At 57.3% G+C, this 22469-nt stretch carries 22 protein-coding genes and 1 pseudogene; 4 read left to right on the top strand and 19 right to left on the bottom strand.

The window, feature by feature from the left end; translation table 11 throughout:
* Positions 1 to 11 precede the first annotated feature (11 nt).
* The 17 genes and pseudogenes from ACIQ0Q_RS00085 to nudE form a co-directional block, all read right to left on the bottom strand.
* Positions 12 to 491: a TPM domain-containing protein gene (locus ACIQ0Q_RS00085; RefSeq protein WP_395770919.1), complete on the bottom strand. Its 480-nt coding sequence runs from the start codon at positions 489 to 491 to the stop codon at positions 12 to 14.
* An 11-nt stretch (positions 492 to 502) separates the two neighbouring features.
* On the bottom strand, positions 503 to 1369 hold the full coding sequence (locus ACIQ0Q_RS00090; RefSeq protein ID WP_395770920.1) for a TPM domain-containing protein: 867 nt from the start codon (positions 1367 to 1369) through the stop codon (positions 503 to 505).
* A 4-nt stretch (positions 1370 to 1373) separates the two neighbouring features.
* Complete coding sequence (locus ACIQ0Q_RS00095; protein WP_395770921.1) at positions 1374 to 1991, bottom strand: LemA family protein; 618 nt, start codon at positions 1989 to 1991, stop codon at positions 1374 to 1376.
* Positions 1992 to 2033: 42 nt separating this feature from the next.
* Positions 2034 to 2750, bottom strand: a complete 717-nt coding sequence (locus ACIQ0Q_RS00100; RefSeq protein ID WP_395770922.1) for a TerC family protein — start codon at positions 2748 to 2750, stop codon at positions 2034 to 2036.
* Complete coding sequence (locus tag ACIQ0Q_RS00105) at positions 2750 to 3142, bottom strand: diacylglycerol kinase (protein ID WP_395770923.1); 393 nt, start codon at positions 3140 to 3142, stop codon at positions 2750 to 2752. Before ACIQ0Q_RS00105 ends, ACIQ0Q_RS00100 begins: the two co-directional genes overlap by 1 nt.
* Positions 3143 to 3148: 6 nt before the next feature.
* A complete protein-coding gene (locus tag ACIQ0Q_RS00110; RefSeq protein WP_395770924.1) occupies positions 3149 to 4615 on the bottom strand; it encodes a helicase HerA-like domain-containing protein in 1467 nt (488 codons plus the stop codon).
* Complete coding sequence (locus ACIQ0Q_RS00115; RefSeq protein WP_395770925.1) at positions 4612 to 4734, bottom strand: hypothetical protein; 123 nt, start codon at positions 4732 to 4734, stop codon at positions 4612 to 4614. The genes ACIQ0Q_RS00110 and ACIQ0Q_RS00115 overlap by 4 nt, the downstream gene beginning before the upstream one ends.
* The gene (locus tag ACIQ0Q_RS00120) at positions 4734 to 5717 is read right to left on the bottom strand and encodes an isoaspartyl peptidase/L-asparaginase family protein (RefSeq protein WP_395770926.1); all 984 of its coding nucleotides are present in this window, start codon (positions 5715 to 5717) and stop codon (positions 4734 to 4736) included. Before ACIQ0Q_RS00120 ends, ACIQ0Q_RS00115 begins: the two co-directional genes overlap by 1 nt.
* 49 nt (positions 5718 to 5766) lie before the next feature.
* On the bottom strand, positions 5767 to 6996 hold the full coding sequence (locus tag ACIQ0Q_RS00125) for an ABC transporter permease (RefSeq protein ID WP_395770927.1): 1230 nt from the start codon (positions 6994 to 6996) through the stop codon (positions 5767 to 5769).
* Positions 6986 to 7681, bottom strand: coding sequence for an ABC transporter ATP-binding protein (locus tag ACIQ0Q_RS00130; RefSeq protein WP_395770928.1), 696 nt, complete (start codon positions 7679 to 7681; stop codon positions 6986 to 6988). The genes ACIQ0Q_RS00125 and ACIQ0Q_RS00130 overlap by 11 nt, the downstream gene beginning before the upstream one ends.
* Entirely contained in the window at positions 7678 to 9192 is a 1515-nt protein-coding gene (locus ACIQ0Q_RS00135; RefSeq protein ID WP_395770929.1) for an efflux RND transporter periplasmic adaptor subunit, read from the bottom strand. Before ACIQ0Q_RS00135 ends, ACIQ0Q_RS00130 begins: the two co-directional genes overlap by 4 nt.
* A 16-nt stretch (positions 9193 to 9208) precedes the next feature.
* Positions 9209 to 10513, bottom strand: coding sequence for a sensor histidine kinase (locus ACIQ0Q_RS00140; protein ID WP_395770930.1), 1305 nt, complete (start codon positions 10511 to 10513; stop codon positions 9209 to 9211).
* Complete coding sequence (locus tag ACIQ0Q_RS00145) at positions 10510 to 11223, bottom strand: response regulator transcription factor (RefSeq protein ID WP_395770931.1); 714 nt, start codon at positions 11221 to 11223, stop codon at positions 10510 to 10512. Before ACIQ0Q_RS00145 ends, ACIQ0Q_RS00140 begins: the two co-directional genes overlap by 4 nt.
* 71 nt (positions 11224 to 11294) lie before the next feature.
* Positions 11295 to 11597, bottom strand: coding sequence for an Mpo1-like protein (locus tag ACIQ0Q_RS00150; protein ID WP_395770932.1), 303 nt, complete (start codon positions 11595 to 11597; stop codon positions 11295 to 11297).
* A pseudogene (gene mazG / locus ACIQ0Q_RS00155) lies at positions 11593 to 12405 on the bottom strand (nucleoside triphosphate pyrophosphohydrolase); the annotation flags it as partial. The gene ACIQ0Q_RS00150 and the pseudogene mazG, both read right to left, overlap by 5 nt.
* Positions 12387 to 13166, bottom strand: a complete 780-nt coding sequence (cysQ, locus tag ACIQ0Q_RS00160; protein WP_395770933.1) for a 3'(2'),5'-bisphosphate nucleotidase CysQ — start codon at positions 13164 to 13166, stop codon at positions 12387 to 12389. The gene cysQ and the pseudogene mazG, both read right to left, overlap by 19 nt.
* The gene (gene nudE / locus ACIQ0Q_RS00165) at positions 13163 to 13708 is read right to left on the bottom strand and encodes an ADP compounds hydrolase NudE (protein ID WP_395770934.1); all 546 of its coding nucleotides are present in this window, start codon (positions 13706 to 13708) and stop codon (positions 13163 to 13165) included. Before nudE ends, cysQ begins: the two co-directional genes overlap by 4 nt.
* 51 nt (positions 13709 to 13759) lie before the next feature.
* Here nudE and bioA point away from each other — a divergent pair, with 51 nt between their 5' ends.
* Both bioA and ACIQ0Q_RS00175 read left to right on the top strand, forming a co-directional pair.
* Positions 13760 to 15145: an adenosylmethionine--8-amino-7-oxononanoate transaminase gene (gene bioA, locus ACIQ0Q_RS00170; RefSeq protein WP_395770935.1), complete on the top strand. Its 1386-nt coding sequence runs from the start codon at positions 13760 to 13762 to the stop codon at positions 15143 to 15145.
* Positions 15142 to 15870 carry a 16S rRNA (uracil(1498)-N(3))-methyltransferase gene (locus ACIQ0Q_RS00175; RefSeq protein WP_395770936.1) on the top strand — a complete coding sequence of 243 codons (729 nt, stop codon included), beginning with the start codon at positions 15142 to 15144 and terminating at the stop codon, positions 15868 to 15870. The genes bioA and ACIQ0Q_RS00175 overlap by 4 nt, the downstream gene beginning before the upstream one ends.
* Here ACIQ0Q_RS00175 and ACIQ0Q_RS00180 read toward each other — a convergent pair whose 3' ends face one another.
* Positions 15871 to 16782 carry a hypothetical protein gene (locus tag ACIQ0Q_RS00180; RefSeq protein ID WP_395770937.1) on the bottom strand — a complete coding sequence of 304 codons (912 nt, stop codon included), beginning with the start codon at positions 16780 to 16782 and terminating at the stop codon, positions 15871 to 15873.
* 284 nt (positions 16783 to 17066) lie between these two features.
* Here ACIQ0Q_RS00180 and gshB point away from each other — a divergent pair, with 284 nt between their 5' ends.
* Together gshB and ACIQ0Q_RS00190 are read left to right on the top strand one after the other, a co-directional pair.
* Positions 17067 to 18017, top strand: coding sequence for a glutathione synthase (gene gshB / locus ACIQ0Q_RS00185; protein WP_395770938.1), 951 nt, complete (start codon positions 17067 to 17069; stop codon positions 18015 to 18017).
* Positions 18014 to 18871, top strand: a complete 858-nt coding sequence (locus tag ACIQ0Q_RS00190) for a TonB family protein (protein WP_395770939.1) — start codon at positions 18014 to 18016, stop codon at positions 18869 to 18871. The genes gshB and ACIQ0Q_RS00190 overlap by 4 nt, the downstream gene beginning before the upstream one ends.
* Here ACIQ0Q_RS00190 and ACIQ0Q_RS00195 read toward each other — a convergent pair.
* A complete protein-coding gene (locus ACIQ0Q_RS00195) occupies positions 18864 to 22346 on the bottom strand; it encodes an ATP-binding protein (RefSeq protein ID WP_395770940.1) in 3483 nt (1160 codons plus the stop codon). The genes ACIQ0Q_RS00190 and ACIQ0Q_RS00195 overlap by 8 nt on opposite strands.
* Positions 22347 to 22469: the final 123 nt, after the last annotated feature.

Here is a 22469-nt window from a genome sequence, read left to right on the forward strand (position 1 = left end):
ATTTCGGTGATTCAGAGGATAATGGGCTCGTCCGGCAACTCTTTCGGATTGTCAGCCGTGGCCGGAAAATGCTGGATGAGCAAAGCATTGATTCGGTTCAGACAATCCATAACCGCCCGGTCCGGTTCACCATGACGCATGGTCTCGGCAAAATCAGCACAGAGGGCGTCCCAACCAGCCTGCGGCACTTTGTTCGCAATGCCGCGGTCGGCGATGATTTCAACCCGACGCTCAGCCAACTGCAGATACAGCAGGACACCGCTGTTCTCAGCGGTATCCCAGATGCGCAGAGCCGAGAACACCTGCTCGGCGCGGGCACGAGTATGGATTCCGGCCATCAAAGCGAACGGAGAGTAACGTGCTTCAACCGCAAAACAGAGTTCGCCAGCATGGCCACGCTCGCCTTCGGCAATGACATCCCGGATGAGTTTCATACGCCCCGAGGGAAACCAGCGATTCAAGTGAAACCAGCCCGAGAACAGATTTTGCATAAAGCGATTCATCACCATCCTCCCGAAGCACCGCCGCCACCAAATCCACCGCCGCCACCGCTCCATCCACCGGAACCGCCACCCCAACCGGAACCGCCACCGGGAAACGAGCCCCAGCTGCCACCACCGGAACTGAAGCGGCCTGGACCAGCACTGGCGATGAAAAAGGCAATCAGGGCGGCCAGAATGCCGTAACCGATCGTGCTAAGCACAATAAACCCGATACCGCCGGCGACAATGCCGGCGCCGAAGCGACGCAGGAACAACGGCTTCATCCGGGTGCCGGCCGCCATCAAACCGATGAACACGCCGATGAAGAGGGCGAACACTCCGCCGGGTGGCGGCTGATCGGTCTGCTCATCCTGCAAGGGTTGCGGCAATTCCTCGCCGTCAATGAGCTGGACGATGGCACCGGTGGCCTCGTTGATGCCCTGGTAATAATCACCCTTGCGGAAGTTCGGCGCAAGATATTCCCGGATGATACGTCCAGCCTTGGCATCAGGTATCGCGCCCTCGAGACCGTAACCGACCTCGATACGCACCTTACGGTCATCCTTGGCGATGAATAACAGTACGCCATCATCGACTTTGGCGCGACCTAATCTGTTTTTTTCGGCGGCCGCCAGAGCAGCGTCCTCAAGCGATTGGCCATTCAGGGTCGGAATCATGTAAACCGCGACCTGACTGCCCTTGCGCTTCTCGAACTCTGCCAGGCGCTGGTCGAGCTCGGCCACCTGGTCGGGACTGAGCGTGCCGGTGGTATCGGTGACATGCTGCGCCAGCTTGGGTACTTCTGTGGCAACAGCAGGCGTTTGGCTCAGGCCTTCACCAGAACCGAAAAAAAGCAGCAGACCACAGAGCGCGAAGGCGCGCGGCATGGATTCAACCGCCGGGTGCGGGAGCCGGCGCAGCCGGTGCGAACTCGACGGTCGGTGCTTTGGAAATAGCCGCCTCGTTTTCCACAGAGAAGTTCGCTTTCGGCTGGTACCCGAACAACTTAGCGGTGATATTCACCGGAAACTGGCGGATGTGTGTGTTGTAAGCCTGCACCGATTGGATGTAGCGGTTACGGGCGACAGTAACGCGGTTCTCGGTGCCCTCGAGCTGCACCTGCAGATCGCGGAAGTTTTCATTCGACTTCAGTTCGGGATAGTTCTCCGAAACCACCAGCAGTCGAGACAGCGCACCCGAGAGCTCACCCTGGGCAGCCTGGAATTTCTTCAGGGTTTCCGGATCCGAAGCCTGGTCGGCACTGATATTCATCTGACCAACGCGTGAACGGGCGTTGGTGACTTCCGTCAGCACGCGTTCTTCCTGGGCGGCGAAACCCTTGACGGTAGCCACCAGATTCGGGACCAGGTCGGCCCTGCGCTGGTATTGATTCAGCACTTCAGACCATTGCGCTTTGACGGCTTCATCCTGTTGCTGGATGGTGTTATAGCCGCAACCGGACAGCATCGCGGACAGGACGATGAGGAAAAACAGGCGGAATCGTTGCATGGCACACCTCGCGTGACGGGATGGCCATATCCTACCCCAAAATCAGCGTTTTTGCCGCCGTCGCGTCAGAATATTCAGCACCTCGACAGACGCCGAGAATGCCATTGCGAAATACAGAAGGCTGCGCTCGATGTGGATGCCGAAACCATCGGCAATCAGGGCAACGCCCACCAGGATGATGAAGGCCAGCGCCAGCATCTTGACGGTCGGATGCCGGTCAATGAAATCGCCAATCGGATTAGAGGCGAAAATCATGACGCCTACCGCGATGATTATAGCGGCGATCATTACGGCCCGGTTATCGACCATGCCGACCGCGGTAATCACGGAATCGAGCGAAAATACGATGTCGATGACAGCGATCTGGGCAATCACATAACCGAACACCGCCGAGGGCTTGGTATCGATATCTTCTTCCTCACCGCGCCCCTCGACCGAATCGTGGATTTCAAGAGTGCCTTTGACTAGCAGGAACAAGCCACCGCCGATCAGCACCAGGTCGCGGACTGAGAAGTTCTGGCCGAATAGGGAAAACAGATTAGTCTGCATGCGTGCCAGATAAGCCAACGACAGCAACAGCATGATCCGGGTGATGCAGGCCAGCATCAGACCGAATTTACGTGCTGCTGGACGGTGTTCCGGCGGCAGTTTACTGACTGCAATCGAGATGAATACGAGGTTGTCGATGCCGAGCACGATTTCGAGCATCGCCAGCGTCGCCAACGCAATCCAGATTTCACCGTTGAAAATCCACTCCATCAGGAATCATTGCTCCAGGAAGGCCACAAAATCAATAGCCAGCAAACTACGACATTGACATCCGCGAGGAAAACTGCGGCCGATCCCATATCCTTGGCACGACCGGCCAATGCATGCAGTTCCGGCCCCCAACGGTCGACCACCGCCTCGATGGCCGAATTCAGCACCTCGACGACCAGCACCAGCAGCAATACCGAAATCAGCAGGAAGCGCTCGACCCCGTTCTGCCCCAGAACCAGGGCGAGAGGTATCAAGACGCCGCAAAGATAGACCTCTAAACGGAAGGAGGATTCGACCTGCCAGGTGGTGCGCAGCCCCTTCATCGACCATTGGAATGCCTGCCAGATGCGGAACGGCGATCGCGGGGCATGCGTATCATGACTGTCAGCCATGCCGATTCACCGTTTTTTGCCCAATAGGCCGCCCAGAATTCCACGCATGAGCTTGCGAGCCTGATACTTGGCTTCCTGTTCAATGACCCCCTGTCGACGACCATTTCCGAACAGGATTTCCTGCAGGAATCCAGGTTCTTGCTTAGTCGCTTTCTCTGGTTTGCCCGCCTTGGTCGTAGCTTCCGCAGCGGCTGGCGCCACCTGTACCCGCAGACTCAGCATTTCACGGGCCGATTGCCGGTTGATCTGCTGTTCATACTTGACGCCCAACAGACTCTGTGCCAGAACAGCTTGGCGTTCAGTCTCAGTAATGGCACCCATACGGCAGCGTGGTGGACAAATGATGGCGCGCTCGACCGGCATCGGAATGCCCTTTTCCTGCAGTGTCGACACCAGGGCTTCGCCGACAGCCAATTCGGAAATCACCTTGGCGACATCGATTTTCGGATTCGGCACGAAGGTTTCGGCTGCGGTACGCACCGCTTTCTGGTCGCGTGGGGTATAGGCGCGCAGGGCATGTTGGATGCGGTTGCCGAGCTGGCCGAGGACGTTGTCCGGGATATCATCGGGGTTCTGCGAACAGAAATACACGCCAACGCCCTTTGAACGCACAAGGCGGACCACCTGTTCGACCCGTTGCAGCAGCGCCGGCTGGATGTCACCGAACAGCAAATGCGCTTCATCGAAGAAGAATACCAGTTTCGGCTGCTCGAGATCGCCGACTTCCGGAAGGGTCTCGAACAACTCGCTGAGCAGCCAGAGCAGGAAGCTGGAATAGAGCCGCGGTTGCAGGATGAGCTGGTCGGCAGTCAGTAGGTTGATCATGCCCCGCCCAGAGGCGTGCCGTAGCATGATATCCGAGAGTTGCAGCGCGGGTTCACCGAAGAAGTGATCGCCTCCCTGCTGCTCAAGACGCAGCAATGCGCGCTGGATGGCGGCAACTGATGCCGGCGAAACTAGTCCGTATTTGGCGGAAACCTCGGTTTTGGTTTCGGAAACATGGTTGAGGACCGCACGTAGATCTTCCAGGTCCAGCAACAGCAGGCCGTCATCATCGGCCAGCTTGAAGACGATATCGAGTACACCAGCCTGGGTTTCATTGAGCTCGAGTACGCGTGCGAACAGATCAGGGCCAAATTCGGAAACCGTGGTCCGCACCGGATGGCCTTTCTTTCCGTAAAGATCCCATAACGCGACAGGACTAGCTTCATTGGCATAATCGGGAATGCCGATGTCGGCGACACGCGATTGGATTTTTTCATTCATGGTTCCGGCGATGGCAAGCCCGGCGATATCGCCTTTGACATCAGCCATAAACACCGGTACACCGAGGCGCGAAAAACCTTCGGCAAGCACCATCAACGAAACCGATTTTCCGGTACCGGTGGCGCCTGCCACCAGGCCATGACGGTTGCCGTATTTGGCAAGCAGGGAAACCTGCTGTTCACCTTTGCCGATTAGGATGTCGCTCATGGATTATTCTCCAGAATGAGTGTGTCGCCAGATTGTTCGATATTGAGGATTTTCAGGGCATTCATGCCGAGCAGATAGCCCAGGGCCGCGAACAGCATTATAAGCAGGAGAGTGCGCATCAATCGCTGAAAATTGCTACGCCACGACTGCCGTCCGGCCTGATCCAGCCGCGGTACATGCCTTCGGTATTGAACGGCAGGGAAACATTGCCGTCCCGGTCGAGTGCGACGACGCCGCCGTCTCCGCCCATTTCTGGAACGACTTTCAGCAGAACCTCTTCCGCGGCCTGGGCCAGGGAGTCGCCGCGGTACATCATGCGTGCGCAGATATCATGGGCCACGACGGCACGGATGAAAAATTCACCCCAGCCGGTTGCGGACACTCCGCATTGTTCATTGGCATAGGTGCCGGCACCGATGATCGGCGAATCACCGATGCGGCTCCAGCGTTTGTTGGTCATGCCACCGGTCGATGTGGCGGCTGCGATGTGACCATTGCGATCCAATGCCACCGCACCGACAGTACCGAAATACTTGCCCTTCAAATCGGTCGAGACGGTCTGCCGTTCTTCAGCTTTGGCTTTCATTAGTTGCTTATAGCGATGCTCGGTATCGAAGTATTCTGGTGCCACGCGCACGATATCCTTGCGGGTATCGGCGAAATGCTCGGCACCCTCACCTGCTAACAGCACATGCGTTGAATGCTGCATCACTGCCTCGGCCAGCAGAATGGGATTTTTGATGGTGCGCAGCCCGGCAACGGCACCAGCCTTTCCGGTATGCCCCTCCATGAGTGACGCGTCCAGTTCATGACCGCCTTCAGCGTTATAGACCGCGCCTTTTCCGGCATTGAACAACGGGGAGTCCTCCAGCACGGTCACACTGGCGATGACTGCATCACGGGCACTACCGCCACGCTGCAAAACGGCATTGCCGGCATCAAGCGCGGCGTTCAGCGCCTTTTCGTAGCCGATCTGATCTTCAGCCGAGAGCTGCGCCCGGGTGATGACCCCGGCACCGCCGTGAATGACGAGCGCGGTTTTCGGCGATGCAGCGGCGGCAGACGACATGAGAAGGATACCGGCGATTATGATGGATTTCATGCTTTTTATCCCGACTGGCAGGCTTCCATCATACCCAATCCTGTCGCAATCAGCCCTGATGCCGGAGCGCCTCGATCGGATCAAGCTGGGACGCCTTGCGGGCTGGGTAAATGCCGAAAAAAAGTCCGGTTGCCATAGAGCAGACCGCGGCCAGGGAAATCACCTTCCAGTTCAAGGCCACCGGCAAAGCGCCGATTTTCTCGACCAGTAGCGAAAATCCGACCCCGATGAATATTCCGATCAGACCGCCTCCAACCGAAATCAACATGGCTTCAGTCAGGAATTGACGTTGCACCTCTTTTGGCCCGGCACCGACCGCCATGCGCAATCCGATTTCACGGATGCGCTCGGTCACTGACACCAGCATGATATTCATGATGCCGATACCTCCAACGATCAGCGAGATGCTGGCTACAGCACCGAGCAACAATGACATGATGCGCGTGGTTTCGGTGCGGGTAGCGATGATTTCAGCAATATTGCGGACAGTGAAGTCATCTTCGGCGCCGGGTTGGATTTTGTGCAGCTGACGCATCAGTACTTCCACTTGCTCCTGGACGTAGGGAAGGTCTTCGGCGCGCGCCACACCCAAAGTAATTTGTTGAACACCGCCGGGAAGTGTATTACTACTTGCCAGACGCCGGCGTGCCGTTTCCAGCGGAACCAAAAGCACGTCATCTTGGTCTTGACCGAAGCCTCCCTGCCCCTTAGCTTCAAGCACACCGACAACTTGGAACGGCGTTTTACCGATGCGAATGCTCTCACCAATGGCCTCAGATTCCCCGAATAGTTCGCGGCGAATGGTTTCACCGATGAGCACGACCTTGCTGCCCGACTTGTAATCGGAATCCTGCAGTGGGCTACCACTGGCAACCTGCCACTCGTTTATAGCGAAATAATCCGGTTCAATGCCCTGCCAGCTGGTCGACCAGTTGTTCTCGGCATACACCACCTGGGTGCCGCCGCGCAGACTGGAAGTGACATACGCTACCTCCGGAATTTGCTGGCGGATGGCCTCGGCATCGGATTGGGTCAGTGTCATCCGCGAACCGGAACCGAAACGTACGCCGCCGGAGCGGGAGGATCCGGAATTGATATCCAGCCGGTTGGCGCCAAGCCCGGAAACCATCTTTTCAATTTCATTCTGGGTACCCTGACCGACCGAGACCATGACAATCACGGCAGCAATACCGATGATGACGCCGAGAGACGTGAGCGCGCTGCGCAGCCAGTTTCCGCGCAGGGAAGATACGGCAGTTCGAAAGGTATCAAGCCACATTTTCCGGCTCCTCGGTGAGTACGCCATCGAGCATGTGACAGATGCGATCGGCATGGGCCGCAACATGCTCATCGTGGGTGATTAGGATGATGGTATGTCCCTTCTGTTTGAGGGATTCGAACAGCGCCAGGATTTCAGCGCCGGTTTTGGAATCAAGTGCTCCGGTGGGTTCATCAGCAAGAATCATCGGCGGCCGGTTGACCAGTGCGCGCGCAATAGCAATTCGCTGTTGCTGGCCACCGGAAAGCTCACCCGGTTTATGGTGCATGCGGCCGCCCAGACCGACGGCATGCAGGGCAGTTTCCGCCAGCGGCTGGCGTTCAGCCAAGGGAATTCCGGCATAGGATAGGGGCATCATGACGTTGTGCAATGCATCCATCCGGCTGAGTAGATTGAAGCTCTGGAATACGAACCCGATTTTGCCGAGCCGTAGCTTAGCCAGCGCCTCCTTGTCGAGACTGTGCACATCGATACCATCGCAGCGGTAGCTTCCAGTATAGTCGGCATCCAGACATCCCAGAACATTCATGAGCGTGGATTTACCGGAACCGGAGGCGCCCATGATGGCGACGAACTCCCCCGGCAGAATGCGCAGATCAATCTGTTTCAGCGCATCGACTTGTGCCTCGGTGCCCTGCGCATAGACCTTGCTGAGCCCGCGGATATCAATGACCGGCGTTGTCATGGCGTGCTGCGCGCGCTTCCGACGATGACTTGCTGGCCGCTTTTCAGGCCACCGATGACTTCACTGCGACTACCATCGGAAACGCCGAGGCGAATCTCAACTGCAACCGGTTCGCCTTTTTCGAGCACGTATACGGTAGCGCGTTTGGCATTGAATAGAGCTTGGATCTGTTGGTCCCACTGACGCTGCAGTTCCGGTGATAGCTGCGCACGCACACTTTCAAAGGCCTTAGCAAAACGATCGGCGAAACGGCGTGCGCCATTACCGCCCCCAGTCATGCCCTGTGGAGCGGCCCCACCGGATGCACCAGCTGCGGCACCCTGGGCAAAACGCTGCATCATGCGCGCGGCCTGTTGTTTGTAGGCTTCAGCCGAAGCATCGAAACTCGCCAGCACCGCTGGCTCGGCCTTGCTCTGAACCAGAAACTGGCGCATGGCATCTAACTGCCCCTGCATGCGTTTGCTTCGTTCTTCCATCGACGGCGGTGCGGCCTGCATCGGCGCACCGAAGGATGGACCGGAGTTGGCAGCGGCGCTAGCCGGACGGAACCGCAGTGCGGCATTCGGAACGGTCAGTACCTGTGCCTTGCGGCTGGTAATGATCTGTGCGGTGGCGGTCAGGCCGGGCAAAAGAACCTGGTCGGCATTATTTACGTCGATGACGACCGGAAACGTTACCACGTTGGACACGTTGTTGGCGGCCAATCGAATTTGCTTGACCTTGCCACGGAAGTTGCGATCGGGGAAGGCATCCACGGTGAAGGATGCCTCCTGACCGACCTGCAACTGACCGATATCGGCTTCGTCAATGGCCAGCACGATTTCCATTTCGCTCAGATCACCGGCAATCTTGAACAGCACAGGCGTCTGCAAACTGGCGGCAACAGTCTGGCCGGGCTCGACATTGCGCGCGAGCACGGTGCCTTTGACCGGCGAACGGATGATTGTTTTGGCCAGATCTAGCTGCGCACTGTTGAGATTGGCCTGCTGCTGGCTGACCTGGGCCTGGGCGGATTGGACACGCGCCTGCGCCTGTGCATTCTGAGCCTGGGCAATGTCACGGTCAGTTTTTGAAATCAACTGCTTGGTCGCCAATTGTGATTTGCGCTCGAAATCGCGTGAGGCATTGACAGCGGAGGCGCGGGCTTCAGCCAAACCGGCCTGGGCACTGGCTAAAGCGGCGCCGGCCTGCTCAACACGAGCTTGGAAAGTCGACGGATCGATGCGGGCAATAATCTGGCCGGGATTGACTTGGTCATTGAAATCGACCTCGACCGTCTGCAGCGTACCGGAAACCTGGGTGCCGACCTCGACTGTAGCGGTAGCACCGAGCGTACCAGTCGCTGAAATGCTGGAAGACAGATCAGCGACCTGTGCGGGCTCCGTACGGTACTGGCTTTCGGAAGCTTCACCGCCGTCACTGAAACTGCGGTAGCCGAACCATATTGCCAAGACTGCGATGGCGACGATGGCGATTTTGCCGAGGGAACGTCCTGACGGTTTCATACTCATGGATTTGCGGCCTGTATCATGTCAATTCGGAATAGGATGCATCGGGGATCAAAAGGGTCGCAACGGTTCCCTGGTCAGGCGCGCTGGTCAGCTCGATGCGCCAGCTGAAGCGGTCACAGAAGCGCTTAACCAGCGACATGCCAATGCCCTTGCCACCGGAATTGGTGGTTTCGCCGCGATAAAACAGATCGAACACGCGCTCGAGCTGCTGTGCGTTCATGCCAATACCGGTGTCACTTACCACCAGCTTGCCTGCACTGACACATACATCAATATGTCCTCGGTCGGTGTAATGGCAGGCATTGCGCACCAAATTGCCGATCACGGTCGAAACCACATAATAAGGCACATCGATGCGGAAATCGGCAAGGATTTCAAGCGTCAATTCGACCGGTTTACCGTTCAGCAACAGTTTCGCCTTCTCGACCTCTTCGGCAACGGCTTCGGATATCCAATACGGTTGTTCGCTGTGTCCAAAATCGTCTTCGCGCGCTAGTAGGAGAAAGCCTTCGATGAGCGACTCCATTTCCTGGCTCGCTTTCTGGATACGGGTTATGGAACGCTGAGCCATCGGCGACAGACAGCTTTCTCCGGCGACCATGTCGCTAGCGATGCGGATGACTGTCAGCGGTGTACGCAATTCGTGTGACGCGTTCGCAGTGAAGTTCTGCTCGCGTTCGACAAACTGACCGATGCGTTGACCGAAATCATGCAAGGCCTCTGCCAGAACCTTGGCCTCATTGTCCATATCATCAGGTAGTTTCTGAGCCGCCAACACGGACACATCCGGCTTCTTCGGATCCCAGCTACGAACCTGATTGGACAGCCAGATCACAGGCGATACCAGCTTCTTCGAAGTCCGGTAACTGAACAGAACCATGGCATACACCACCACCAACAACAGTGCCAAGGGCACCACGCCAAACCAGAAGGCCAGCGCATCGACCTGTTCCTGTTTGAAAATGAGGAACAGCCTTCGGTTTTCGCGAGTTTCCACCCAGATCAGCTCGCCGCCGCGCTCCTTGTCGAGGCTGTGGTAGCCGTTGCCGAGATTACGGTAGGTGGCCGGCATGGCACCGACCTGTGCCAGTGGCAGTAGGAAACCTTTCATGTTGAAGGTATCGGGTACCTGCGCATTTGGATTGTTTTGGTAGAGACTCCAGAAATGGCGTGACTCGTCCTGCAGCGCCTCTTTGATCAGAATATCTTTGATGACCACCGATGCCCCGTAGACACCGATAATCGCCGCGAAGCAGATAGCCGCAGTCTGCAGAACGAAGGCCGTCCAGAATTTCTTCCGGAGTCCGTGCCGGTCACTCATGCCTTGGGTTGTTCGTCCAAATCAACGATACGGTAACCGGCGGTCTGCACGGTATGCAGCAGCTGCTTGTCGAAACCGCGATCGACCGCCTTGCGCAGGTTATAAAGATGACTGCGCAGGGTGTCGGACTCAGGCAATTCATCACCCCAGATTTCGCGCTCGATGTCGCGGCGGGTCACTACTCTCGGCGATTCCCGCATCAGGATTCCGAGCAGACGCAGGGCGATCGGCGACAGGGTCAGATCGCGCCCACCCCGGGTCGCGCGCAGACTTCCGGTATCAAGTATGAGATCAGCGACTTTGTAGACTTCGGTGCTGACCTGCCGGCGCTCACGGCGGATCAGGGCACGGATGCGCGCTTCCAGCTCCTGGATGGCAAAGGGTTTGATCAGATAGTCGTCGGCGCCGGCTTCAAGCCCTAGCACTTTATCCGACACGGCATCACGCGCAGTCAGCATGAGAACCGGTGTAGTGATTTTTCCTTCCTCGCGTAGCTTGCGGCAGACCTGCAGGCCGTCCATGCGCGGCAGATTGAGATCGAGAACGATCACGTCATAACTGTTCTTGGTGCCCAGCCGGTAGCCGTCCACGCCATCACCGGCATAGTCGACGCCGAAGCCTTTGCTTTCGAAATATTCACCAACGACCTCGGACAAACTGCGGTTGTCTTCAACCAGCAGAATCAAACCGGCCTGGGTATCGCGTTTCATGGGCTTCTCCTTTCAGGGCTTCAGCTTTGTGAAGAATGCTCCTGGGGGGGTGATTTCCGTGTGAACCGGGCTTAGAAGGGTATTTTTCCGGTCAGGATATCTCTATACATCATCCAGTCGGACACGAATGAGTAAAACGGATGACGGAAAGTGGCCGGCTTGTTCTTCTCGAAGGCGAAATGGCCGACCCAGGCGAAGCCGTAACCGCAAAGCAAGGCGGCTGGCAGCCAGAGCCATTGAACGGTAACCACTAGGGCGGCTAGACAGCCGAGGACCAAGGAGCTGCCGATGAAATGCAGGCGGCGACAGGTCAGATTCTGATGCTCACCCAGATAATAGGGATAGAACTCGGCGAGGGAATTAAAATGGGTCATTGGTGGCCTCCTGGGTTTTTGCCTGTTGCCATAGGGTTTTCTGCACCGGTAAATCCAAATCAGACAGGGAGTTTCCGGATTGCCGAGCCAGCGCTTCAATGGCACGGAACCGGCGCTCGAACTTGGTGTTGGCCCGGCGCAGAGCGGTGCCGAAATCGACCCCAGCATGACGCGCTAGATTGACGCACACAAATAGGATATCGCCGATTTCATCTTCCAATGCATCATGGCCCCGGCCTTTGGCCAGTTCAACCTGTGCCTCGGCCACTTCTTCCTGCAATTTGTCGAACACGAACGAGACGTCAGGCCAATCAAAACCGACTGACGCCGCACGTTTCTGCAACTTGCTGGCGCGCTGCCACTCCGGCAATCCGCTAGTGATTCCCGCCAGAACACTGTCATCCACCCCGCCGCGCTGCCGGCGCTCCTCCCGCTTCATGTGCTCCCAGGCCTCGGTCTGGGCGGCGGCATCGGCGATGGCGGCATCCCCGAACACATGCGGGTGCCGACCGATCATTTTGCGGTTGATGGCTGAAACCACATCATCGAAAGCGAACAGACCCTGCTCTTGGGCAAGCTGGGCATGAAACGCCACCTGGAACAGCAAATCGCCGAGCTCATCCCGGAGATCCTCAGGCTCACCGCGCTCGATGGCATCGGCGACTTCATAGGCTTCTTCGATGGCATACGGTGCCAACGAACGAAAATCCTGCTGCAGATCCCACGGACAGCCCTTTTCCGGATCGCGCAGAGTCCGCATGATCGCAAGCAGTTGCTGAATCGGAGTGCTCACAGCCAATCCCGCCAGCCGATGGACAGATCACCAACCGCGATGAAGTGGGGATTGAGCAGCGACTCCTTGCTGTTATAACGCAGCGGCATGCCATCCAGGGTGAATACGCCGCCGCCGGCAGCTTCCAATATGGCCTGTGCGGCGGCAGTATCCCACTCCGAGGTCGGTCCGAAGCGCGGATACAGGTCAACATCACCGGTCGCGATTTTACAGAATTTCAGGGACGAACCGAGACCGACGGTGTCCACCGAGCCGATGCGGTCGAGGTACGCCTGGGTCGTCGTATCGCGGTGCGAACGACTGGCGGCAACCCGCAGGGGATTGGGCGCACCGACAACACGGGCGATACCGGATTGCAATCCCTGTTGCCAACGAGCTCCGATTCCATGGCCGCCGACCAGTAACCAGTCCATAGCCGGGGCATAGACCGCGCCTAGCACCGGCACGCCATCATCGATTAATGCGATGTTGACGGTGAACTCGCCGTTTTTCTTGATGAATTCACGGGTACCATCCAACGGATCGACCAACCAATAACGCGTCCAAGCCCGACGCGCGGGCCATTCGATATGGGCGGACTCTTCCGAAAGAATCGGTAGGCCGCCATCAAGCTCGGGCAATAGGGACACAATGCTGCGATGGGCCGCCAAATCGGCCTGGGTCAGGGGCGATGCATCGGCTTTTTCGGTAACGGCGAAGTCCTGGGCATACACCGTCATGATTTCATCGCCGGCACGGCGGGCGATGTCCGCAAGTCGATCGGCCCAGTCCCTCATGCGCCTGATTGCACCAATTCCTTGATGACCAGCAAGGCGGCCAGACTGCGTCCTTCCGAGCAATCTTCGCGCAGTACCAGTTCATGCAGACGGTCGAGGCGCCATGGCACCACTTCCAGCACTTCCGGTTCATCCCCGACCAGACGTTCGGGGTACAGATCCTCGGCTAGAACCAGATCGATGGCATGGGTCATGTAGGTTGGCGCCAGGGTGATGGAACGCAGGATGCGCAGACTGCGGGCGCCGAAACCGGCTTCCTCCTTGAGTTCGCGATTGGCGGCTTCCAGGACCGTTTCGCCCGAATCGATCCGCCCTTTCGGCAAACACAACTCGTAACGGTGCGTTCCTGCTGCATACTCTTTGATGAGCAACACGGTATCCTTGTCGGGCATGGCGGCAATCATCACGGCACCATGCCCCTGATGCAGTGCCCGTTCATAATGACGACGTTCGCCGTTGGAGAATTCCAGATCGATGCGTTCACGCCTGCCATGGCTGTTTTCAATCAGCTCGCGGGAATGGATAATAGGCAGGGAATTCATGGTTTCATTGTCGCGCGTTTCGGCAGAGCTGGCTAGAGAGGAAGGCGAATTATGTCCATATTCAAGACACCGCAGAATCTGGCGGAATGGCACCGACGCGACCTCGCCGTCCTGTGGCATCCCTGTACCCAGATGCGCGAACACCCCAATAGCCTACCCCTGATCCCGATTCGTCGCGGGCGCGGTGTCTGGTTGGAAGGCGTGGATGGCACCCGCTACCTGGATGCCATCAGCAGCTGGTGGACCAATCTGTTTGGCCATGCCGAACCCCGTATCGCGGAGGCAGTGGCCGCTCAGGCACGCGAGCTCGAGCATGTGATCTTCGCCGGCTTTTCGCATGAGCCCGGACTGCACTTGGCCGAATCGCTGCTGGCGGTCGCACCGCGCCAGACCGGCCGGGCACCGCTGGCACGCGTATTCTATGCCGACAACGGCTCGGCAGCGATTGAGGTGGCGCTGAAGATGAGCTTCCACAGCCACCGCAACCGCGGCGACCAGCAGCGCACGCGCTTCGTGGCTTTGAGCAATAGTTACCACGGCGAGACGCTGGGCGCATTATCGATGGGCGACATCCCGCTCTACCGCCGGACCTACGCACCGCTACTGCTGCAACCGCTGTTCGCACCATCGCCTGATGCCTTCGCCGCCGAACCCGGCGAATCGGCAGAAGCCTGCGCCCTCCGCCGAGCCGATGCCTTGGCCGGCATATTCGAAGCACACCCTGGCGAGATCAGCGCGCTGATCCTGGAACCGCTGGTCCAATGCGCCGGCGGCATGCGCATGCATCATCCAGCATATCTTCGGCGCGCACGTGCGATCTGCGATGCGCATGGCGCGCATCTTATCGCCGACGAGATTGCAGTCGGCTTCGGCCGTACCGGCACCCTGTTTGCCTGTGAACAGGGCGGCATCGCGCCGGATTTCCTGTGCCTGTCGAAAGGTCTGACCGGCGGATTCATGCCACTATCCGCGGTATTGACTACCGAACAGGTGTACGAGGCCTTCCTGGACGATTCGCGTGAACGCGCCTTCTTGCACTCGCATAGCTACAGTGGCAACCCCCTAGCCTGCGCCGCAGCGCTGGCCTCGCTGGCCATCTTCGATGAAGATAATGTGCTGGCGCGTAACCGCGTTACTGCGGCACACATGGCCGCACTGGCTGCGCCTCTGGCGGAACACCCGCACGTGGCAGAAATCCGGCAGACCGGCATGATTCTGGCGATCGAAACCCGAGCCACCAGCGGAGACAATGGCACCGCGGTCGAAATTGCCGGTGGCATGGGTTTACGCGCCTATCGGCATGCCATCTCCCGCGGCGTTCTGCTGCGGCCTCTTGGTGATGTGCTGTACTGGATGCCACCCTATTGCATCGATGAGCAGGAACTGAGGTACCTGGCCGACGTCACCGCCACTGCACTCACCGAGGCATTCAGATGAGAACCATCCGCAGTTTCATTGAACTGGCGCTGCAGCCTGAGCGGGAGCTGATCCTGCCGGAAATGGTCAGTAACCATGTTATACGCGTACTTCGTCTTGAAATCGATGATGTTTTTCATCTATTCAACGGCGACGGATATGACTATCCGTGCCGTATCCTCAGTCTTGAAAAGCGCGGCGCACGTGTCCTGATTCTGGAAAAAATCGCCGTGCTGAACGAATCTCCGCTCCGCATCCATCTCTATCAAAGCATCGCGCGCGGCGAGAAAATGGATTGGATCCTTCAAAAATCCACAGAGCTCGGCGTTGCCGAATTCACGCCGATTGTATCGGATCGAACCGAGGTCAAACTCGAAGGAGAACGCAGTGATAAAAAACTCGCACACTGGCAGGGCGTCGTGCGTTCGGCCTGCGAACAATCAGGACGGGCAATGGTTCCGGCGGTGAATCCGGCGGTTGCCATTCACCGTATCGATGCCGGAGGTATCACCAGTGCTTACTATCTGCAACCTGATGCCACAGACGGGATTTCCGAATTGACGATACCGGATGACGGAAAACTCGTTCTGGCCATCGGGCCTGAAGGGGGATTCACCGAACGTGACATCCGATTGCTCCAGACTGCAGGATTCAAGGGGCTGCGAATCGGACCACGGGTACTACGGACTGAAACCGCGGGAATTGCCGTGACTGCCGCCCTGCAGTCGCACTACGGCGACTGGTAATCACGGGGTATCTGGATTGCTGTTTATTGAGTTAATTCGTGTTTTGGTCTCGGCTTCGGTCTCGGCATCTAAGCTAATTGGATTCTCAACAAGCTGCGAGACATGCTTATTGACCTCAGCCAAATTAGCCTTGAGCTCTCCAAGTTTTTCTTCGATGACAGCGCAATAAATGGCGACATCCCCGCAAAAATTTACGAGCTGACTTAGTAGCTGTGCATTGATGTTATTCGCTTCGAAGGAAGGCTGTCGTTCTATCTCTGCCAGACTTGGCTGATCCGCGCCGCATGGGCTCAATTCAGTCTCGGACACCGCTGGGCAAGCTGCTGGCGGAGTATCTGGGCGAGTAACAGCACTGGATGCTTCAGAGGCAGAGTTTGGATCAGTTAGACGCTCAAGCTCATCTAAGCTTAGCTCATATCCATCAATTTGAATTTTTTCTGAAGTCGATTGCTCAACGGAACCCTCGTCTAGATCAAACGAAGCCGGTAATGAGCCGGATAAACCTGCAAGCTCATCTCGTTTTTCAATGACCCATAACTCAAGCGCATGATAATCACCTGGCGCTACGCCTTGTTTTAAATCATCCAGAGTAGCCTGTATCGCATCCGCTATCTGCGAAAAACATGCAATTGTTTCAACATTGGCTATAAAGCCGTGAGCAATGCCTCGCTGAATCAAATTTTCCGCTGATGCAAGAATACTGGCCATATTCATGACATCAGAAATGGAAAGAGCACTATTTATGACATGGAATGCATTAAACAGCTTCTGATCATATCCAGCACATTCAGGAACAATTGAACCCTCAAGCCATTCATTAATAATACTTAGCTGAAGAGAGACTTCTGAATCTAGGATTTGAAGAAGTGCCGGATCGATGATCGACGGAGAACCATGATGCTCAGCCGACACAGAGGAACACGCTACAGCAGGCTGAGTATAGCCCTGCAGTTCCGCAGTAAGGCCAGCCTCTGCATGCTGAATAGAAATAATCGTCTTAATTATCTACCACCAAGGTTTTCATATTATTTATCTACAAGGCTCATATCGAACTGACTAAAAAATTTACTGGTGCGCAAAGTCCACTGAATCGCAGTACTCTGCCATAATGATATTTATGAACCCGCTTTTACCTGTCCAACTATTTCAGCCTTCCGAATCAACATAAACTCCGAAATTCGAGAGCGAGACCCTGCATGCACAAAGCCGTAGCTGTGGTGATGGATCCGATCGAGGACATCCACACTGAAAAAGATACCAGTTTCGCCCTGATGCTGGAAGCCCAGCGCCGTGGCTACCGCGTGCTCTATGTCCAGCCCGGCAGCTTGGCGATCCGGGACGGCAGAGCGATCGCCGCGATGTCCGAACTCCGGCTCAAAGACGATAAATATCAATATTTTACAAAGGGCGATTGGCAGACATCCTCATTTGCCGAGGTTCAGGTCGTGCTGATGCGCAAGGATCCGCCGGTCACCGACCAGTTTATTCATGACACTCAAATCCTCAGCATTGTCGAAAATGAGGGGGTATTGGTGGTGAACCGACCACAGGGACTGCGTGACCTCAATGAGAAATTGGCTGCCCTGCTGTTTCCGCAATGCTGCCCACCGACCCTGGTCAGTCGCTGCATGGCCGACCTCAAGACATTCATCCGGGAACACGGTGATGTCGTGGCCAAGCCGCTCGATGGCATGGGCGGCAAATCAATTTTCCGCATCCGTCAGGGCGACAGTAACCTGAATGTCATTCTGGAAACACTGACGGCTGGCGGGGCCCTGACCATGCTCCAGCGCTATCTTCCCGAAATCCGGGATGGCGATAAGCGCATTCTGCTGGTGGATGGCGAACCCGTGCCTTATGCTCTTGCGCGTATTCCCCAAGGGGATGAATTCAGGGGCAACCTGGCTGTGGGCGGCAAGGGTAAAGGCCAGCCGCTGAGTGAGCGTGATTTCTGGATCGCAGGTCAGCTGGGGCCCTGGTTGCGTGATCACGGCATGCTTTTTGTCGGATTGGATGTCATCGGCGACTATCTGACCGAAGTCAATGTGACCAGTCCGACCTGCCTGCGGGAGCTGGACAAACAATTCGGCTTGAATATCGCCGGCCTCCTTTTCGATGCCATTGAAGCCCGCCTAGATAAGGCATGACCGGCATCGTCGGACCACGAGAGCGCCTGACCGGCACTTTCCTACTGTCCCTGATTGGGTATAGCGTGCTGGTGCTCGGTGTCGGCTTTACATTGAACAAGACCGCACCAATCAATCCAAGCTTGGAGGTCATTCTCAGCCCCACCGCCAGTCCGGCCGCGCCTGATGAGACGGATTTTTTGGCGCAGACCAATACTCAGGGCAGTGGCAACAGCGCGGCGCCACAGCGCCCAATGGACGACCAACTTTCGCAACTGCCACGAACCGACTCCGGCGACGCAGCGGTAGCTTTGCAGGCCCGGCAGACGCTCCAGGAACCGGATCCCATCCAACGCATTCTCACCAGCCAGAACGCGCGTTTGCAAAGACGTTTGGATGCGCAGGAACGCAAGCCAAGCAGCAAAGATCCGCTGTCGCCCAGTCAGGAGCTGGTCGAACAGAGCTTGGCATTGGACAAACTGGCCGATGAGTACAGCCAGAAACAAGTGCTGCAGGCCCGCCAAAGTCGACACAAGTACATTACCGCGAGTACCCGCGAATCTGCGTATGCGCTGTACATGAACGATTGGGTGCGCCGGGTCGAACACATCGGCAATGCCAATTATCCGCGACAGGCCCTGGTCAACCGGCTCAACGGTCAACTCATCCTCACCGTCGCCATCCGTCGCGATGGCCGCATTGAGGGCATCACCATAGTGAAGTCCAGCGGTAACATAGTCCTGGATAAAGCGGCCGTCGATATCGTCAGGCTTTCCGAACCGTTTGCGGCACTGCCGGAAACCGCCGAAAATCCGAACACACTTTACATCACACGCACCTGGCAATTCATCGCCGGACAGACCAGTCTCAACTAGGACACACTTCTCTAATCGCCTCACGCAGCTGAAGGCCGGTCACTGGCTTACGCAGGAACCCATTCATGCCGGCCTCGAGAGACTGCTGCTCGGCATCCGTCTGGGTCCGGGCGGTCAGCGCAACAATCGGTGTCATCAGTCCCTGCTGTCGCCAGAGGCGGGTCAATTCGAGCCCGTCCATACCCGGCAGATCGATATCACAGAAAACCATGTCGAAAGCTTCCTGCGAAGTCCGGGCCATGGCTTCGAGCGCATTGCGCGTGCCGGTCACAGCGTGGCCCTCAGCTGAGAGCAACTGACTGATCACCTGGGAGATGGTGTCATCATCTTCGACCAACAGGATGCGCAAACTCCCGAGATCGACAGGCTGCAATGGCTCAACAACCGCGGCCGATGCCGGTGCTGATGGCAGTGGCAGGGTGAGCGTAAACATCGAGCCTTTTCCGGGTTCACTGGTGATTTGAATATCCCCGCCCATCAAGAAAGCCAGCTCCTTGCTGATTGCCAAACCCAATCCGCTGCCGCCGAATTGCTGCGCGGTGCGGACGCCGTCGGCTTGTACGAACCTCTGGAACAGGCGGTTTTGCTGTTCGACAGTCATTCCCGGACCGGTATCGATCACTACGAACTGGAGTCCTTTTGGCCATAACGGCTGCACCTTCAGGATTATTCCACCTTGTGCAGTGAACTTGACGGCATTGTTGCCGAGATTCAGAAGGATCTGGCGAATACGTCCAATATCTCCGAGATATCCAGGCCGTACTTCCGGATCGACCTGCACGCTGAAGTAAAGTCCTTTCTGCTGCGCCATTGGCTCAAACAAGGCCTGCACATCGGACAATAACCCGTGAATGGAAAACGCCTGATGGTCCAGCTCAAGCTGCCCCGCTTCGATCTTGGACAGATCGAGGGCATCGTTCATCAGCCGCAGAAGATGTTCACCGGCTTTTTTAATGGCCGTGACCTGGGTCCGTGGTTTCTCGGACAACTCCCCGGCAAGCAGCAATTCAGTCATGCCCAGAACACCGGTCATCGGCGTACGGATTTCATGACCGAGGTTGGCGAGAAAACGCGATTTTGCCTCAGAGCCCTGCACCAGCAACTGTTGTTGCTGGGCCTGCAGTTGCCGGGTATAGCGCTGCTTCAATGTTCTGCGGTAGCTCATGACGGCAATGGCAATCAGTACAATAAAAATCACGAAGAACAATGCGTATGCCCATGCACTCCGCCACCAGGGCGGCAATACCTCAAGCACCAGCACCTCCGGATCCGACCATTGGCCGTCCACGCCGGCTGCAACTAATTCGAGTCGGTACGATCCCGGTGGCAATCTCGAAAAGAGCCGCTGGCCATTGCTGCCCATTTCAACCCAGTCGGGATCGTAACCGGACAAACGGGATCGGAAACGATGACTGGAGGCATCATCGAAAGTCAGCAGCAGGGCATCGACGCTCAAGTCACGGTCATCCGGTTCCAGCATGATCGGTGTGCGGTAGTCGAGCATGCGGACATCCTGACCGCGCCGGACGCTTACCTGCTCGATGACCAATCGCGGCTTTTGGCTGGTCGCCACCATGTGGTCCGGCGAAAATGCCACCGGACCCAAAGTACTCAGAGCCAGACCCTGACCCTCATCGGTGATCAGGGGCGGCCGCTTCAAGAACTCCTGACTCGGCAAGCCATCCTTGATGCCGTAAACCCGAACTCGGTTCTGGATCGGATCAAATCGCATCAATCCGCGCAGGGAGGTCATCCAGAGCGCGCCACTGCGATCGGCGCGAATGCCAAGCACATCGACCGCGGGCAACCCTTCATCGCCAGCAATGCTTCGGATACGTTCTAGCTTCCCACCCTGCCAGCGATACGCTTCCAGCACCCCGAGTCGTCCGAGCCAGAGCGTCTGTGGTGGCATCATCAGGGCGCTGAATACCCGTTGTTCCGGAGCTCCAGCGACCCTCATGAATGTCCCAACATCGGCATTCCAGCGCAATAGGCCTTCCCCACCAGCCACCCAAAGCGCGCCATCCGGCCCGACAAAGAGTTGGTTCGGATCGGGAAACTCCAAGCCGTGTCCGCTATCCGGAGTTATGTCGTGAAGAATGCGGCCACTAGCGGCATCACGCGCCTGCAGACCGCCGCCATACGCGTTTATCCACAGCAGTCCGTCCGACGTTTGCAGGATATGTCTGATGGGGCCGATGAGCAGCGGATCAGCGGGCGAGTCCTGGCGCCATATGCGAAGGCGTCCACTGATCGGATCGAAACGCAGCAATTCGGCATCACCGGCGCGAACAGCACCGGCCCAAATAATGCCCTGCGCATCTTGACTGATGCCGGTCATCTGGTTGATGCCATCCGCCGCAGGCGGCAGATCCACATGTGCGATACGGCCGGTCGATGGCCAGTAGCGGTCGATGTCGCCAGAGTTGCCTGCCAGCAGAAAACTGCCGTCACCGGCGGCGTGGTAATCCTCGGGCCGGCTGACACGCAGCGGCACGGGATCTTCCGGTCCGGCAATGCTTCGGAAATAACGCCAGGAAGAAGGCTGTCGCAGCAGACCGCTTTCACCGCCGAACCAGTAACCACCGGTTTGATCCTGCAATGCCGTCATGAAACGCTCGGCGTGACGCATTTTTTCAATACGGCCGTCAACAAGACGGTTAAGTCCGTTGCGGGCCACGAAGAAACGGGAACCGTCTTTGTCGGTCAGCATCGCCATGATGCGGTTATCGGTCAGGTCGGCGGTCCAAGCCGGCATCTGGATGCTGCCATCCTTTGCGGCCAGATTGAGACCACTACGGGTACCAAGCCACATGCCGAAATCTTTATCCGGCATGAGGCTGAGCACCACTGGCGACAGCAGGCGGGTGCTATCGAAAGCGATGAAGTTTTCCTTGCGCCATTGAACGATGCCAGTGGTGGTGGCAATCCAGAGCGTGCCGCCGGCATCGAAGGCCAGGGCCAGCACGTTTTCATCCGGCAATCCGGGCTTTCCGGGTGTCGGCAGATAGTGCTGAAGACGCCCGTCGGGCAGCAAGCGGAATAATCCATTTCCGAAGGTTCCGAACCAGACCGAACCGTCACCGTTCGAAGCGATGGCCCAGACATCCGCCACCCCCGCTGCTTTCCCAAGCGGCATCGGGCTGAAACCGGTATGGCTGGCATCCATCTGCTGCAGGCCATGCCCTTCGACGGCCAGCCAAATCCGGTTAGAGGAATCGACATGTAGGGTCTGCACGTAGTTTCCCGGCAGCGAGCGGTTATCGCCGGGCACATGCCGATATACCTTGAACTTACCCCCATCATAGCGGGCTAGGCCATCCCGCGTGCCGATCCAGATATAGCCCTCGAGATCCTGCGCCAGCGACATCACCTGGCGGCTGGGCAGGCCGTCTCGAACTTCAAGTGGCAGGAACTGCGACTGGCCATTCGAAGCGACCGCGGGCAGCAGGGCCTGCAGGACCCACAGAAACATTACCAATGCCGAACGAGACATCCCTTCTCTCCCGAGCTTACCCATCCTGAAGGCATCATAAGGCATTTTGCAGCCACCTCAGTGCCTTGCAGGACGGCAACAGTCATTTGCCGGCAGAAAGCG

Origin of the sequence: Arenimonas sp., from assembly GCF_044348765.1 — a bacterium.
Lineage (GTDB): Bacteria > Pseudomonadota > Gammaproteobacteria > Xanthomonadales > Xanthomonadaceae > Arenimonas.